Source organism: Bacillus sp. 7705b, from assembly GCF_002289525.1.
Taxonomy (GTDB): domain Bacteria; phylum Bacillota; class Bacilli; order Bacillales; family Bacillaceae; genus Bacillus; species Bacillus halotolerans.
The window spans coordinates 164,802-180,715 of the sequence record NZ_NSDH01000003.1; the positions used below are offsets into that span (position 1 = coordinate 164,802).

The window sequence follows — 15,914 nt, forward strand, 5'->3', positions numbered from 1 at the left end:
AATCAGATATGGGAAAAGTGCTGTCATCAAGTAAGGAAGCCGCAGAACTTATTCGGGAGGGGGATACACTGATCGCGGGCGGATTCGGCCTGTGCGGAATTCCCGAGCAGCTCATTCTGGCGATAAGGGATAAAGGGGTAAAAGATTTAACCGTCGTCAGCAATAATTGCGGAGTTGATGATTGGGGGCTCGGCCTTCTGTTGGCAAACAAGCAAATCAAAAAAATGATCGCCTCCTACGTTGGTGAAAACAAAATTTTTGAAAAGCAATTTTTAAGCGGAGAATTGGAAGTGGAATTGGTTCCCCAAGGGACGCTCGCTGAAAGAATCCGAGCAGGAGGAGCAGGCATACCTGGATTTTATACAGCCACAGGCGCCGGAACCACCATCGCTGACGGGAAAGAGCATAAAACCTTTGACGGACGCACATATGTGTTAGAAAAAGGAATTACTGGGGACGTCGCCATTGTAAAAGCGTGGAAAGCGGACACCATGGGAAATTTAGTTTTTCGGAAAACGGCTAGAAACTTCAATCCGGTTGCCGCCATGGCGGGAAAGATCACAATTGCCGAGGCAGAAGAAATTGTTGAGGCGGGAGAACTCGATCCCGACCACATCCACACGCCTGGTATTTACGTACAGCATGTTGTGCTCGGCACACATGAAAAGCGGATTGAAAAACGAACCGTTCGGCAAGCGAAGGGAAAGGAGGCGGCACAATGAAGGAAGCCAGAAAACGAATGGTCAAACGTGCTGTAAAGGAAATAAAAGACGGTATGAACGTCAATCTTGGGATAGGGATGCCGACACTTGTCGCAAATGAGATACCCGAGGGCGTGCATGTGATGCTTCAATCAGAAAACGGTTTGCTCGGGATCGGCCCGTATCCGCTGGAAGGAACGGAAGACCCGGATCTGATAAATGCGGGGAAAGAAACGATCACCGCCGTAACAGGCGCATCCTATTTTGACAGCGCGGAATCCTTTGCGATGATACGAGGCGGGCATATCGACCTGGCCATCCTTGGGGGCATGGAGGTTTCTGAGCAAGGGGATTTGGCGAACTGGATGATTCCGGGGAAAATGGTGAAGGGAATGGGCGGCGCTATGGACTTGGTCAACGGGGCTAAGCGAATCGTCGTCATCATGGAGCACGTCAATAAACATGGGGAATCGAAGGTGAAAAAACAATGCTCCCTCCCGCTGACAGGACAGAAAGTCGTTCATCGGCTGATTACTGATTTAGCTGTTTTTGATTTTGATAATGGACATATGACATTGACTGAGCTCCAGGACGGTGTCACGCTGGAAGAGGTATATGAGAAAACTGAAGCTGACTTCGCCGTAAGCCAGTCAGTCATCCGGCAAAAATCTTGAGCAGGAAGGTGTATGTCATGAAAAAACAAGTCGCTCTTGTGACAGGCGCAGCCGGCGGAATCGGATTTGAAATCGCAAAGGAATTCGCCCGGGAAGGCGCCGATGTCATTATTTCAGATGTAAATCAAAAAGCGTGCGGTGAGGCCGCCGCCAAGCTGAATGAGGAAGGCTTTAGCGCCACGGGCATTCCATGTGACGTAACAAAGGAAGAGCAAATCTCTGATATCGTCCATACTATCAAGACCCGATACGGACGTTTGGATACTTTGGTGAATAACGCAGGCATGCAGCATGTCGCGCCGATTGAAGAGTTTCCGACAGAACGGTTTGAACAGCTTATTCGCGTCATGCTGACCGCGCCATTCATCGCAATGAAACATGTCTTTCCCCTTATGAAAAAACAGCAGTTCGGCAGGATCATCAATATCGCGTCTGTGAACGGACTGGTGGGGTTTGCGGGAAAAGCCGCTTATAACAGCGCAAAGCATGGCGTCATTGGGCTGACAAAGGTGGGGGCGCTGGAAGGCGCGCCCCACGGGATTACGGTGAATGCACTCTGCCCGGGATATGTGGACACACAGCTTGTCCGCAATCAGCTGAGCGATCTTTCTAAAACAAGAAATGTTCCCTATGAATCGGTTCTGGAAGAGGTGATTTTTCCGCTTGTGCCGCAAAAACGTCTTCTCTCGGTTAAAGAAATTGCTGATTATGCCGTATTTTTGGCGAGTGAAAAGGCGAAAGGCGTCACAGGGCAGGCGGTCGTGCTGGATGGAGGCTACACAGCTCAATAATAGATTCTTGTATTCATAGGAGGCTCTCGTTTATCATAAGGTTGAAAGCGATTACAAAATGTGACGGGAGCGACAGGGAGATGAAACATTCTATTAAAAGATTACCCTTTGAATGGCTGGATGAAATCATCAACCTTGCGGCGGAATGTATTGTTGTGGTTGATCATGAGGGGAAAATTCTCTATATCAATCCGGCGTACTGTGACTTTCTAAAAAAAACAGAGGAAGAAGCGATAGGGAAACCCGTTCAGGACGTGATTGAAAACTCGAGAATGCACATCGTGGCGAAGACGGGGCGGACAGAGGCTGCCGCTATTCATCCGATTAACGGCAGCGAAATGATCGCCAACCGGTATCCGCTCTATGTGAACCAGCAGCTTGTAGGAGCGGTCGGAACCGTTATGTTTCGCAATCCGCAGGAATGGATGGATTATTCAAGAAAAATTAAACCCCTCCTCAATGAACTCAATTACTACAAAAATAGATACGAAAAAGAGCTTTTCAGTAAATACCACTTTGGCGACTTGATCGGAAACAGTCCTCTTTTTATGGAAGCGAAACGGCTGGCTGAACGGGTATCTGACAGCCAATCGGCCGTTTTGCTTTTAGGAGAATCAGGCACGGGAAAAGAGCTGTTTGCACACGCCATCCATCAGAACAGCCGCCGCCGGTATGCTCCCTTTCTGCGCGTCAACTGCGCCTCGATCCCAGAGCATTTGTTTGAATCAGAAATGTTCGGATACGAAGACGGCGCTTTTACGGGGGCAAAAAAAGGCGGGAAAAAAGGAAAATTCGAACTTGCGCATCAAGGAACCATTTTCCTTGATGAAGTAGGTGATATGCCGTTACATATGCAAAGCAAAATCCTTCGCGTACTGCAGGAGAAAGAGATAGAGCGGATCGGCGCAAGAAGCCCGGTCCCAATAGATGTACGAGTGATTGCGGCGACACACCGAAATCTCGAAGAAATGGTCCGGGAAGGAGACTTCCGGCAAGACCTCTATTACCGACTGAATGTGATCAACATTCAAATCCCGTCCTTAAGAGAGCGCATAGAGGATGTAGTGCCGATCGCGGGGCTTCTATTAAAAAAACTTGAACGGAAATTTGGCTTTGATGGCTTGGAGCTTTCTAAAGAAGCAATTGCAGTGCTTCAGAGCTATTCTTGGCCGGGAAACATACGAGAATTGGAAAATGTCCTAGAACGGGCTGTCAACGTCCTCGACGGCAAACGAATCGAACCGAAACACCTGAATCTCACTTCTGAAGATCAACCCATCCAAAGAACAATCAAAATCCGGGAATATCAATCTATACAGCCATTAAAAGAGACAATCGCTGAGGCGGAAAAAAACGCGATCATCGAGGCGCTTGCCGCAGCAGACGGCAATAAAATAAAGGCAGCAAAGCTATTAGGCATAGGAAAAACAAGCTTATATGAAAAATGCAAAGCCTATCAAATTGAGCAGGCATAAAAAAACACACTTGCCCCGCCAGGGAATCAAGTGTGTTTTTCTGTTCCTTATTTCCAAACATCGTTAGCGATCTCAACAACATGGCGCAGCTTCGCCCATTGCTGTTCCTCGGTCAGCTTGTTGCCTTCCTCAGTCGAAGCGAATCCGCATTGCGGACTCAGGCACAACTGATCTAGGCTGACATAACGGGACGCCTCTTCGATACGGCGTTTCACGTCATTAGGATGTTCAAGCTCACCGAATTTAGATGTCACCAAGCCTAGGACAAGCTGAAGATCAGAGCGTTTCACGTAACGAAGCGGTTCGAATCCGCCTGAGCGTGAATCATCATACTCTAAGAAAAGCCCATCCAGATTCAAGCCGTCAAAAATGGTTTCCGCCGCCGCATCATAACCGCCTTCAGCTGTCCAAGTGGACTGGAAGTTGCCGCGGCAAATATGCATGGTAATGGTCATATCATCCGGACGGTCGGCAATTGCGTCATTGATCGACTTCGCAAACAGCTGGCGAAGCTCGTCAGGCGTTGTTCCGAATGCTTCCACTTGTTTCAAGCCTTTTTCAGATAAGAAAACAGCCCATGCTGTATCATCAAGCTGGAGGTAACGGCAGCCTCTGTCATAAAACGCTTGAATCGCTTTTTTATACGCTTTTGATACATCATGCTGGAAAAGAGCATAATCGTTTTTGTATGCATCCTTTTCCAATCTGCCGCGGAAGAAGAGCATATTCGGACTTGGAATTGTCATTTTTGGCGTTGCATCACCAGCGATGCCATGTAAAAATGAGTAATCTTCGAGCATTGGGTGATTTGAGAAATCAATATCGCCTGTTACTTTGATGCCGCGTGCTTTTGTCTGCACATTATGGAACTGGATACCCTGTTCAGGTATAAACGGCTCAACGCCATCCAGATTTTCAAGGAAATCAAAATGCCACCACGCTCTGCGGAATTCCCCGTCTGTCACGACGTTCAGGCCGGTTTCTTTTTGTTTTTTCACAATGCGTATGATTTCATCGTTTTCAATCTGGCGAAGCTGTTCGGCAGTGATTTCGCCGGCCGCCTTTTGCAGCCGCGCTTTTTTGACGGGCTCAGATCTCAGCAGGCTTCCGACTTGATCCGCGCGAAACGGCGTTTTTTTTCTCTGAAGCGATTGTTTTTGTTCTGCGGGTGTTGTTTGCTGTGACATGTTGTTCATTCCTTCTTTCCATTCGAATATAAAAAAGCTCTTCCTTTGGATAAGGAAGAGCTTGCGTGAACAATCTCAACCTTATCTTCTAGAGCAAAAATCTGCTCTAAAGGATTTAGCACCATTCTGTTAAACAGCGGTTGCCGGGTATCGCAGGGCCAGTCCCTCCACCTCTCTTGATAAGGAAAACCTTTTTATGAAATTTTCTGATAGTATCTATTATTCACACATTTCTCTTTTCTGTCAATGATAGATTATTTCCACACATCATTGGCAATGTCGACCACATGACGGAGCTTCGCCCACTGCTGCTCCTCAGTCAAAAGGTTTCCTTCTTCTGTTGAAGCGAAACCGCACTGCGGGCTCAAGCAAAGCTGATCTAAGCTGACAAAGCGCGCAGCTTCGCTGATTCGGCGTTTGACATCCTCTGGGTCCTCAAGTTCTCCGTATTTGGATGTAATCAAGCCTAAGACAATTTGCAGATCCTTGCGTTTCACGAAACGGAGGGGATCAAAATTTCCGGAGCGGTCATCATCGTATTCCAAGAACAGGCCGTCCAAGTTTAAACCGTCCAAAATCGTTTCCGCTACAGCGTCGTAGCCTCCTGATGCCGCCCAAGTTGAACGGAAGTTGCCGCGGCAAATGTGCATCGTGACCGTTAAGTCGTCAGGACGGTCCGCCACTGCATCGTTAATCGTTTTGGCAAACAACGCAGGCAATGTTTCCGGATCACCGCCGAGGGCTCGGACAACCTCTCTGCCTTTTTCTTCAAAGAAGAGAGACCATGACGTATCATCGAGCTGAAGATAGCGGCAGCCCGCATCATAGAAAGCGTTAATCGCTTTTTTGTACGCCTGGGCCAGATCATGAAAATATTCCTCCTGATCGGGATATACGCCTTGATCAGCTTTTTCACCGAAAAACAGCATATTCGGACTTGGAATTGTCAGTTTTGCTGTCGCATCTCCGGCAATGCTGTGTAAAAATTGATAATCGGCAAGCGCCGGATGGCTGGTGAAATCCAGTTTTCCCGTCACCTTAATGCTACGGGCTTTTGTTTTCGCGTTATGGAACTGAATTCCTTCAGCCGGGATGAACGGTTCCACTCCGTCGAGCCCTTCCAGGAAATCGTAATGCCACCACGAACGGCGGAACTCTCCGTCGGTTACAACGTTTAGGCCGATTTCCTTTTGCTTTTCGACAATGCGGGTGATTTCTTTATTTTCAATATCACGAAGCTGTTCTGCCGTGATCTCGCCGGCCGCTTGTTTTTGCCGCGCCTCTTTTACTGGGGCGGATCGTAATAAACTGCCGACATGATCGGCGCGGAAAGGGGCTTTCTTTTGTTTTTCTGATTTCTGTGCTGCAAGGTTTACTTGTTGAGCCATATCATTCGCCTCTTTTCTAAAATGTTTGCTGCATGAAAAAAGCTCTTCCTTTGTGTAAGGAAGAGCTTGAACGATCAAATCTCTGCCTCATCTGCAAGAACGCGATGTTCTTAAGGATTTAGCACCATTCTGTGTAAAACAGCGGTTGCCGGGTATCATAGGGCCAGTCCCTCCACCTCTCTTGATAAGGTAAATCTTCTTATTGGATTTTCAATTATCTTAATATTAGTATTTTTGCATGAATTGTCAACAGTTTTTTAGAAAATTGACTTATCTTCACCGTCATACAATACCGTATCCAGCACAATCGCGATGGCTGTGCAAATCAGCATATCTGCCTCATGTCCAATCTGGAGGCGATACGTATCACCCCAGCTGAGCCGCTTTTTGCTGATAGACATCCGCACATTCTGGCTGTAAATGTGAAAAGCATCTTTAAACGAAAAGATTCGTTGTTTCATCAATCATTCGATCATTACTGAAGTCTCCTTTTGTTTGGATAGGTTCCAGGAATAACGAAAAGGCTGCATATATCTGCAGCCTTTTCATTTTATAAGGTATGTCTTAGGAAAGATGCATCCGGCGTTTTTGGCGGATGGCGTCAAGGTCGATTAGGTTATTATGATGAGGAACGGGTGCAGGAAGAGGGCTTGTCTTTTGCGGTTTTCGTCTATTGTCTTTGCTGAATGAAAAGAGAAGATAGCCACATAATGCGATGATAATAAATAGGATCATTTTACATACCTCCCAAAAAAAGTTTTGGTATTCTCTATTGTACGGATAAAACGTCTAAAAGTATTCAAAAAATTCTAAATCAACTAATAATAAATGCGTATCCCTCAAAAATCCTTTTCTCCGATGACCTGAAAATAGTCTTGCATTAAGCCTGTGTTTTTCCTTTTGATTGGTTCTATAGTTACTATCGACATTAAAATGAATTCCTTTATATAACTTTTAACCTAAATTTCTGTAATTCAAATTAACTATATATGGATAATGTGTTCTTCTTTGTTTGATGTATACCCTATTTTGAGGAATTGAACACAAAAAACCCAAATTACGGAGCATTTGGGCGGAAAATTGGAATGGTTGGCTGATTTGAGGGGAGTCCGGCGAAGGGTCAGAAAAAGCGTTTGAACATTCTTCTTATTTTTTTAAATGGGTTTGATCGTTTTGTTTGCTTTTTGAGCGGGCGGGAAATCATCCATTTTTTGAACAGGCTTTTTGCGGCAATTGTGTTCTTCATCTTTGCATTTCCTCCTCATCCGTTGATAGTTGTTTTACGGACAGAGCTTTTAAAATGTTTCATTTTCACGCAAAAAAACCAGTCCTTTTTTGGACTGGTTTCTCAGCTTACGCCTGTTCTTCAAACAGCTTTGCAATCTCAACGATGACATTTACGGCTTTGACCATGTTGTCGGCTGAGATGTATTCAAATTTGCCGTGGAAGTTTTCCCCGCCGGTAAAGATGTTCGGCGTTGGGAGTCCCATATAGGAAAGCTGCGAACCGTCCGTGCCGCCGCGGATCGGAGAGATTTTCGGTTCGATGCCGAGGTTTTCCATCGCTTGTTTGGCAATGTTGACAATTTCGATGACAGGCTCAATTTTTTCTCTCATGTTGTAGTATTGATCGTTCATATCAAGCTGAATGCGATTTTGTCCGTATTCGTTCTGGAGCTCTTCAACGATGCGCTGCATGGTTTCTTTTCTGTTTTGGAAGATGTTTTTGTCAAAGTCTCTGATAATGTAGTGGAGTTTGGTCTCTTCTACATCTCCCTGAATGGAAAGCAGGTGATAGAAGCCTTCGTAGCCCTCTGTATATTCAGGTGCCTCATCTGCCGGCAGCATGCTGTTCAGCTTCATTGCGATCTTCGCAGAGTTGACCATTTTGCCCTTTGCCGTGCCGGGATGTACATTGTTGCCTTTGATCGTGATTTTCGCCGCGGCAGCATTGAAGCTTTCATATTCAAGCTCACCGAGCGGGCCGCCGTCAACGGTATAGGCAAAGGAGGCATTGAATCGCCCAACATCAAATTTGTGCGGGCCTCTGCCGATTTCTTCATCAGGTGTAAATGCAACTCTGATGGTGCCGTGCTTGATTTCAGGATGTTTGATGAGATAATCCATGGCTGTCATGATTTCGGCGATGCCAGCCTTATTGTCAGCGCCGAGAAGGGTTGTACCGTCTGTGGTGATCAGGGTGTGGCCTTTGTAGCCCGACAGTTCAGGGAATTGATCAGGCGATAGGATGACCTGCAGCTTTTCGTTGAGCGTGATGTCTTTTCCATCGTAGCTTTCAACGATTTGCGGATTCACATTTTTGCCGGTAAAGTCTGTGGCGGTGTCGACGTGGGCGAGAAAGCCGATCGTCGGCACGTCTTTGTCAGTATTGGAAGGAAGGGTTGCCATGACATAGCCGTTTTCATCAATGGCTGCGTCTTCCATGCCGATTGACTTTAATTCCTCAACAAGCATGTTTCCTAACGTCAATTGGCCGGGTGTGGAAGGGCAGGTGTCGACTGATTCATCGGACTGCGTGTCGACTTTTACGTATGTAGTAAACCGTTCAATGATGTCTTGTTTCATTTCCAATCATCTCCTTTGTTTTATTCTACCATGCCGGGATGAGAGATATCTATTTCACAATGCCGTTTCGAATGGCAAAAACGACTGCCTGAGTCCGGTCTTGGGCATTGCATTTTTGCAGAATTCGATGCACGTGGGTTTTGACGGTGCTTTCACTGACAAAAAGCTTGTCGGCAATATCCTCATTTCTCAAGCCATAGGCCATTTGCTGAAGAACCTCAAGCTCTCTTTTGGTAAATGGCTCTGCCAGCTCTTCAGCATGAGGCTGTTGCTTTGCGCGGAATGTCTCAGTGATGATTTTAGCGGCTGTGACTGTGCGGAAAATCGCTTTGCCTCTGAAGGCAGCCCGAATGGCGTCTATCAGTTCTTCAGGAAGCGTGTCCTTCAGCAGGTAACCGACTGCGCCTGCAGTTTCCCGGGCTTTACAGTTCTTTCCCGGTACATCGATATAATAATAAGAATAAATACAATAAAAATATATGGGCAGTTCTATAAAAAATAAAAGGGCATATTCTCGCTGAAAAATCTACCGAATTAATCGCAAGGGTTTAAGATGAAATATGAAGAAATCATTAATAAACGATTAAACTTCTTGAAAATGGATGTAGAGAGCTTCTGAAAACTTTATAATAATAAGCAATACATTCTTTAGGAGGGTTTACATCATGGCAATACTTGTTACAGGCGGCGCCGGATACATCGGAAGCCACACATGTGTGGAGTTATTGAACAGCGGCTATGAGATTGTCGTTCTTGATAATTTGTCCAACAGTTCAGCTGAGGCGCTGAATCGTGTCAAAGAGATTACAGGAAAAGAGTTAACGTTCTATGAAGCGGATCTATTGGATCGGGAAGCGGTAGATTCGGTTTTTGCAGAAAACGAGATTGAGGCTGTGATTCATTTTGCAGGGTTAAAAGCAGTCGGAGAGTCTGTTGCGATTCCGCTCAAATATTATCATAACAATCTCACGGGAACCTTTATTTTATGTGAAATCATGGAGAAATACGGCGTTAAGAAAATCGTATTCAGTTCTTCCGCGACGGTATACGGCGTACCGGAAACATCACCGATTACGGAGGACTTTCCATTAGGTGCAACAAACCCTTATGGACAGACGAAGCTAATGCTTGAACAAATTTTGCGTGATGTGCATACGGCTGACAATCAGTGGAGCATTGCCCTGCTGCGCTACTTTAATCCATTCGGCGCGCATCCGAGCGGACGAATCGGTGAAGATCCGAACGGCATTCCAAATAACCTGATGCCATATGTGGCGCAGGTAGCCGTCGGCAAGCTGGAGCAGTTAAGCGTATTCGGAAATGATTATCCGACCAAAGACGGGACAGGCGTACGCGATTATATTCATGTCGTCGATCTCGCAGAAGGCCACGTCAAGGCGCTGGAAAAAGTATTGAACTCCACCGGAGCTGATGCATACAACCTCGGAACAGGCACGGGCTACAGTGTGCTTGAAATGGTCAAAGCCTTTGAAAAAGTATCAGGGAAAGAGGTTCCTTATCAATTTGCGGACCGCCGTCCCGGAGATATTGCAACCTGCTTCGCAGATCCTGCAAAAGCCAAGAGGGAACTGGGCTGGGAAGCAAAAAGAGGTCTTGAAGAAATGTGTGCCGATTCTTGGAGATGGCAGTCTTCGAATGTGAATGGGTATAAGAGTGTAAAATCATAAAAAGAAGGTCTGGGGAAAACCCCAGCCCTTCTTTTTATTGATCCAAGCTTACTTCAAATGTAAATGGATTGATTGTAATATCGTAGTTTTCGGAAGAACCTTCTAAAATAACATTTGCTGTTTTGCTTTCGATTTTAGGGAAAACAATAACTCCTTCAGTTTTAACTCCCGGTAAAATTTCACTTTGAATTTCAGGATATTCTGAGAAGTCAGATTTAGGCTCAATCTGTTTATTATCAGCTGTAATTTTGGCATTGAAGTCATAAAAGCTGATTTCATCTTGTGATTTGTTTTCTATCTTTACATACAGGCGAGTTTCTTTTTCAGCAAGTTCAACTTTTTGAAGTGTGAGTGCAAATCCGTGCTGGTTCTGTGTTTTATCCACGTTAATTGTTTTTTGAGCCGGGGCAAAAGCTGTTGCATAGTCGCTTTTTTCAATGGAATCGGCAATGATTCTCGGCGCTGAAACGGAACCGCCCAATGCGTTTTCACCATCATATTTGTCTTTCACCGTACCGACTACATGAATAACGTCGTCATCTTTAATATCTAAATCAGAATCGTCGCTTATAATAATTGTATTTTTGCTTAACTTTTCAGGGTTATTATAGCCTTGAAGATATGTACCATCATCGTCTTGTTCAACGCCAAAAACTTTTACATACAGATCAACTTTATAGTTTTTAAATTGATCAGCATTGGTATATAGCTTTTCCATATCAGCCTTTTGTACTGTTTTTGTCGACTTTTCAGAGGCGGTGCCGGTTGTTGTAGTAGAAGCTTGAGAGTCTCCGCTGTTTCCGATGTTCGCAATAATAATAATAATGACGACTATCGCTAGAATAAACGTAATGATTTTATGTCGCATAAAAAAGTTACGCTGGTCTTTACCGCAATTCGGACATTTTTTAACACCTTTTGCAATCTCTTGACCGCAAGTTTTACAGTGTAGTAGCTTATCTGACATTATATTTCCTCCTATGTAATTAAATGTTTAAAATATATGTTCTATTTTGCCTATATATTTTCATGTAGTCAATGATAAATTAGAAATAAGGTTTTAATTTATATTTTCTTAAAAAGGTACTTTGTATCATATCGGTTAAATCTTTCATTTATTAACAGCTGATTATATTTTTTTATTCCTCTCAATTTACTTAATTAAATCTCCGCAAATACCCCTTGAACCTATTTGCTCAGTCCCTTATAATGCTAATATTGGAAAGTGAAAAGGATATGCTAAAACATTGGTTTTCTAGGGTTCCGCAATGCATATTGGCCTGTGACCGAGAGAAAACACATAACAGTCTGGCTGTTATGACACGGTGGGATAAAAGCCCAGGAGTTTCTGCTCTTTTGCGAGAGCGTACTCCTGGGCTTTTTTGTTGATACTATCTGAAGAAGGAGTGTTCTGTGATGAAAAAGAAAATGCTTGATGTGCTGATGCTTGTGATTGGCGCTTTTTTCTTCGCGCTTGCTGTGAATTTATTCGCGATTCCCAATGATCTTGGGGAAGGCGGCGTTACGGGGATTACGCTGATTTTGTATTATGTGTTTCAATGGTCTCCCGGGGTGACAAACTTTATATTAAACGCTTTTCTGCTATTGATCGGATATAAATTTCTCGACGGGAAAACCACGGTTTATACGATTATCGCCGTGGCAGCAAACTCGCTTTTTCTGCATTTGACACACGGGTGGAGCACACCGTCTGATGAGCTGATCATTAACACGATTTTCGCAGGGGTGTTTGCGGGTGTCGGGATCGGCATGATCATTCGGGTCGGCGGCACAACAGCCGGTTCCGCCATTCTGGCTAGAATTGCCAATAAATATTTAGATTGGAATATCAGTTACGCCCTGCTCTTTTTTGATTTAATTGTTGTCTTCAGCTCTTATTTTATTATTGGTGCGGAAAAAATGATGTTTACGATTGTGATGCTGTATATCGGAACAAAAGTGATGGACTTCATTATTGAAGGATTGAATACGAAAAAAGCGATTACTGTCATATCGGAAAATAAAGGTGAAATTGCCGAGCAGGTTAATACGCTGATGGACCGGGGCGTCACCATTTTATCAGGAAAGGGAAATTATACGGGCGAGTCAAAAGAGATTTTGTATATTGTCATTAACAAACAGGAGCTTTCTATGCTGAAGAAAATCATCAGAAGCTGTGACAAAAAAGCGTTTGTAATCGTTCATGATGTGCGTGATGTGTTTGGTGAAGGGTTTGTGGATATTTCAAAATAAGGAGGTCCCTCTGCGCAGATGCAGAGGGATCTATTTGTTTAGAACCATTGCTTCTGTATCGCGTCTCAGTTCATGCATATCCTCTTGATTGCCGTTGCTGTAAACGAAAGAGGGCCATCTAATACGAAAAGAAGCTGGAGAACATGTGCATTTCGCCTTATACTGAAAATACATATCCTTACATAGGAGAGGAGACCATATGAAGTCGCTGCTGGCTATTTATCCCGGTTCGATTGTGTCTGACAAGCTTTGTCCAAAGGAAGACTGCTTGTGTTTTTTTGATGAAAACAGTCAGAAATATATCTCGATCCCAAAAACGGAGATCAGCCAAAAGGAGAAATTGCTGCTCCAGTCATTTTTAACGTTAGCGGAAGAGGCGGATCACATGTCTCTCAAATCGCCGGAAGAAAACAGGTGGTTTGCGTTTCTATTCTCGAAAGGAGAAGTCCCGCCGAATATCAAGAAGAGGACAAGGTTCATTCATTTTCATTTGATCGGCAAAACTGAACGGGCATCATTTGCGGAAGCGATGCGCCATTTTTGGCCGGTGTCTTTTGTGATCGTTTGGATGCATGAGGACAGAGGCGTGATTGTCGAGCAGGAAAGTGAAGCGGCAGCGGGGAAAGACGAACTGGAGTCGCTCGCAAGGGTTCTTGAAAGTGATTTCTACTTCAGTGTCCGTTTTTACGCCGGAAGGTTTTATGAAACGGATGAGCGCTTACGGAAACATTATGCCCGTGAACAAACGTATTTTCTATTTGCTGAAAAGCGGCTGCCGCAGGTTCAGCGTGTGACGTTTGATATCATGTTCCCTTTTTTATTATTGGAGGAAGAAAAGGAACAGCTGAAATCACTGCTTAGTGAAGAAGCCGAGCTATTATTTGAAAATGAACCTGAGCTGAGAAAAACAATCAAGCTGTTTATTGAAAACAACTCAAACGTGACATTAACAGCGAAAAAACTGCATCTGCACCGCAACAGCCTGCAGTACCGGATTGATAAATTTATCGAGCGGTCAGGAATAGACATTAAAACATATACAGGCGCTCTGCTTGCGTATTTTATCTGCCTGCAAAGCGAAGGTTCAGAATAAACTGGAAATATGCACGAAAACGGCCGTGTGATTTTATGAATGCTGCCCATTTTCAGTGTCGGATAAATGCTGATACACTTGATTTAAGAAAGCGTTTACAATAACAAAGGGGGATGTTAGATGGCTGAATTGCGGATGGAGCACATTTATAAATATTATGATCAGAAGGAAGCGGCGGTAGACGACTTTAATCTTCACATTGCGGATAAGGAATTTATCGTATTTGTCGGCCCGTCCGGCTGCGGAAAATCAACGACACTGCGGATGGTCGCAGGACTTGAGGAAATTTCGAAAGGCGATTTTTATATTGAAGGAAAACGGGTAAATGATGTGGCGCCAAAGGACAGGGATATCGCGATGGTGTTCCAAAACTACGCGCTCTATCCGCATATGACGGTATACGATAATATCGCATTCGGGCTGAAGCTTCGCAAAATGCCGAAGCCTGAAATCAAAAAAAGAGTGGAGGAAGCCGCTAAAATTCTCGGATTGGAAGAATATTTGCACCGCAAACCTAAAGCGCTCTCAGGCGGGCAGAGACAGCGGGTTGCGCTGGGAAGAGCGATCGTTCGGGATGCAAAGGTATTCTTGATGGATGAGCCTTTGTCGAACCTGGATGCAAAGCTTCGGGTGCAAATGAGAGCGGAAATTATTAAACTCCACCAGAGGCTGCAAACCACCACGATTTATGTCACGCATGATCAGACAGAAGCATTGACGATGGCGACTCGGATTGTGGTCATGAAGGACGGCAAAATCCAGCAGATCGGGACGCCGAAGGATGTATACGAATTCCCTGAAAATGTATTCGTTGGCGGTTTTATCGGGTCACCAGCGATGAACTTTTTCAAAGGGAAGCTGTCTGACGGCACAATCAAAATCGGTTCTTCGGTGTTGAGCGTGCCGGAGGGGAAAATGAAGGTGCTTCGTGAAAAAGGCTACATTGGCAAAGAAGTCATTTTCGGCATCCGCCCTGAGGATATTCATGATGAATTGATTGTCGTGGAATCGTATAAGAGCTCTTCAATTAAAGCGAAAATCAATGTTGCGGAGCTGCTGGGGTCTGAGATCATGATTTATTCGCAAATCGATAACCAGGATTTCATTGCGAGGATCGACGCCCGTCTCGATATTCAGTCAGGGGATGAGCTGACAGTTGCGTTTGATATGAATAAAGGGCATTTCTTTGACAGTGAAACTGAAATCAGAATCCGTTAAGCTGGAGAACCGGACATGGAGCGATGTCCGGTTTTTGCATTCCCTCTCATCTCAAGGTTTACAGCAAAAACCACGGCGGGTAGTGGTTTGTAGAAAGGAGAGATAGAAATGTGGAATGCGGCGATGTGGGGCGGGATTTCCGGCTCTGCTGTTTTGCTGGGTGCGCTGGCGTCTATGTTTCTCCCGATTCGCAAGCGTATCATCGGTTATATCATGGCTTTTGGCACAGGGGTATTAATCGGCGCTGCCGCCTATGAACTTCTTGAGGACGCGGTGAAGAATGGCGGAATTGTCTCGACAGGAGCCGGATTTATAGCAGGCGCTGTCGTGTTTACCCTTTTTGATTACGGGGTTTCGAAAAGAGGCGCGTCACAAAGAAAAAGATCGGGGCAAGCAGCTGCAGGCGGCGGGGGGATCGCGATTTTTATCGGCACCATCATGGATGCTGTCCCCGAATCTATTATGATTGGAGCCAGCCTTCTTGAAAAACAATCTGTCAGCTTCCTTTTGGTGATTGCGATTTTTATCAGCAATATACCTGAAGGGCTGTCCAGCACGGCCGGCATGAAGAACAGCGGATATTCAAAGGCGAAAATCTTGCTGCTTTGGGCGGCGGTACTGATGATTTCTATTTTTGCCTCATGGTCAGGATATTACTTCCTCGATGGCGCTCCTGAGGAGATGATGTCGGCAATCGCCGCTTTTGCGGGCGGAGGAATCATTGCAATGATTGCATCCACGATGATGCCCGAGGCATATGAAGACAGCGGTCCGATGACAGGGTTAATTGCTGCTCTTGGTCTTTTAACGTCTTTGATTTTGAATCAGTTTTCCTAATCTGCACCGGACATGGCTACATG

14 protein-coding genes, 4 pseudogenes and 3 riboswitches are annotated in these 15,914 nt (G+C 45.0%); of the genes and pseudogenes, 9 read left to right on the forward strand and 9 right to left on the reverse strand.

Features of this window, described 5'->3' with window-relative positions; all coding sequences use genetic code 11:
• Positions 1-8 precede the first annotated feature (8 nt).
• The 4 genes from CJU60_RS01190 (at position 9) to CJU60_RS01205 (ending at position 3,641) form a co-directional block, all read left to right on the forward strand.
• Positions 9-722 (forward strand): CoA transferase subunit A, encoded by a 714-nt coding sequence (locus tag CJU60_RS01190; protein WP_095712688.1) that lies wholly within the window; start codon positions 9-11, stop codon positions 720-722.
• Positions 719-1,375 (forward strand): CoA transferase subunit B, encoded by a 657-nt coding sequence (locus CJU60_RS01195; RefSeq protein ID WP_024123370.1) that lies wholly within the window; start codon positions 719-721, stop codon positions 1,373-1,375. Before CJU60_RS01190 ends, CJU60_RS01195 begins: the two co-directional genes overlap by 4 nt.
• A 17-nt stretch (positions 1,376-1,392) precedes the next feature.
• On the forward strand, positions 1,393-2,166 hold the full coding sequence (locus CJU60_RS01200) for a 3-hydroxybutyrate dehydrogenase (protein WP_095712689.1): 774 nt from the start codon (positions 1,393-1,395) through the stop codon (positions 2,164-2,166).
• Between the two features lie 80 nt (positions 2,167-2,246).
• A complete protein-coding gene (locus CJU60_RS01205; RefSeq protein WP_095712772.1) occupies positions 2,247-3,641 on the forward strand; it encodes a sigma-54 interaction domain-containing protein in 1,395 nt (464 codons plus the stop codon).
• Between the two features lie 47 nt (positions 3,642-3,688).
• On the opposite strand, the gene CJU60_RS01210 is transcribed toward CJU60_RS01205, so the two are convergent.
• The 8 genes and pseudogenes from CJU60_RS01210 to CJU60_RS22110 form a co-directional block, all read right to left on the reverse strand.
• The gene (locus tag CJU60_RS01210; RefSeq protein ID WP_095712690.1) at positions 3,689-4,828 is read right to left on the reverse strand and encodes a 5-methyltetrahydropteroyltriglutamate--homocysteine S-methyltransferase; all 1,140 of its coding nucleotides are present in this window, start codon (positions 4,826-4,828) and stop codon (positions 3,689-3,691) included.
• Between the two features lie 78 nt (positions 4,829-4,906).
• A riboswitch (SAM riboswitch) is annotated at positions 4,907-5,014 on the reverse strand.
• 68 nt (positions 5,015-5,082) lie between these two features.
• Entirely contained in the window at positions 5,083-6,216 is a 1,134-nt protein-coding gene (locus CJU60_RS01215) for a 5-methyltetrahydropteroyltriglutamate--homocysteine S-methyltransferase (RefSeq protein ID WP_095712773.1), read from the reverse strand.
• Positions 6,217-6,300: 84 nt separating this feature from the next.
• Positions 6,301-6,407: riboswitch (SAM riboswitch) on the reverse strand.
• 66 nt (positions 6,408-6,473) lie between these two features.
• Positions 6,474-6,629: pseudogene (locus CJU60_RS01220) on the reverse strand (LURP-one-related/scramblase family protein); the annotation flags it as partial.
• A gap of 151 nt (positions 6,630-6,780) precedes the next feature.
• Positions 6,781-7,059 (reverse strand): annotated as a pseudogene (locus CJU60_RS21675) (hypothetical protein).
• Positions 7,060-7,336: 277 nt separating this feature from the next.
• Positions 7,337-7,462 carry a hypothetical protein gene (locus CJU60_RS21680; protein ID WP_255237564.1) on the reverse strand — a complete coding sequence of 42 codons (126 nt, stop codon included), beginning with the start codon at positions 7,460-7,462 and terminating at the stop codon, positions 7,337-7,339.
• A 107-nt stretch (positions 7,463-7,569) separates the two neighbouring features.
• The gene (gene pepT / locus CJU60_RS01225; protein WP_024123364.1) at positions 7,570-8,802 is read right to left on the reverse strand and encodes a peptidase T; all 1,233 of its coding nucleotides are present in this window, start codon (positions 8,800-8,802) and stop codon (positions 7,570-7,572) included.
• A gap of 49 nt (positions 8,803-8,851) precedes the next feature.
• Positions 8,852-9,211, reverse strand: a pseudogene (locus CJU60_RS01230) (response regulator transcription factor); the annotation flags it as partial.
• Positions 9,211-9,279, reverse strand: a pseudogene (locus tag CJU60_RS22110) (DUF1453 domain-containing protein); the annotation flags it as partial. The pseudogenes CJU60_RS22110 and CJU60_RS01230, both read right to left, overlap by 1 nt.
• Before the next feature lie 188 nt (positions 9,280-9,467).
• On the opposite strand from CJU60_RS22110, the gene galE reads away from it, so the two are divergent.
• Positions 9,468-10,490, forward strand: a complete 1,023-nt coding sequence (gene galE, locus CJU60_RS01235; protein ID WP_095712691.1) for a UDP-glucose 4-epimerase GalE — start codon at positions 9,468-9,470, stop codon at positions 10,488-10,490.
• 34 nt (positions 10,491-10,524) lie between these two features.
• On the opposite strand, the gene CJU60_RS22115 is transcribed toward galE, so the two are convergent.
• Positions 10,525-11,457 (reverse strand): zinc ribbon domain-containing protein, encoded by a 933-nt coding sequence (locus tag CJU60_RS22115; protein WP_095712692.1) that lies wholly within the window; start codon positions 11,455-11,457, stop codon positions 10,525-10,527.
• Positions 11,458-11,734: 277 nt separating this feature from the next.
• Positions 11,735-11,837: riboswitch (guanidine-I (ykkC/yxkD leader) on the forward strand.
• A gap of 69 nt (positions 11,838-11,906) precedes the next feature.
• Between CJU60_RS22115 and CJU60_RS01245 the strand changes: the two genes are divergently transcribed.
• From CJU60_RS01245 to CJU60_RS01260, 4 genes are all read left to right on the forward strand, one after another.
• Complete coding sequence (locus CJU60_RS01245) at positions 11,907-12,743, forward strand: YitT family protein (protein WP_003218811.1); 837 nt, start codon at positions 11,907-11,909, stop codon at positions 12,741-12,743.
• 199 nt (positions 12,744-12,942) lie between these two features.
• The gene (locus CJU60_RS01250) at positions 12,943-13,836 is read left to right on the forward strand and encodes a PucR family transcriptional regulator (protein ID WP_095712693.1); all 894 of its coding nucleotides are present in this window, start codon (positions 12,943-12,945) and stop codon (positions 13,834-13,836) included.
• Between the two features lie 120 nt (positions 13,837-13,956).
• Positions 13,957-15,054, forward strand: a complete 1,098-nt coding sequence (gene msmX, locus CJU60_RS01255; protein ID WP_010332420.1) for a maltodextrin ABC transporter ATP-binding protein MsmX — start codon at positions 13,957-13,959, stop codon at positions 15,052-15,054.
• A 108-nt stretch (positions 15,055-15,162) separates the two neighbouring features.
• Entirely contained in the window at positions 15,163-15,891 is a 729-nt protein-coding gene (locus CJU60_RS01260; protein WP_095712694.1) for a ZIP family metal transporter, read from the forward strand.
• The last annotated feature ends 23 nt before the right edge of the window (positions 15,892-15,914 follow it).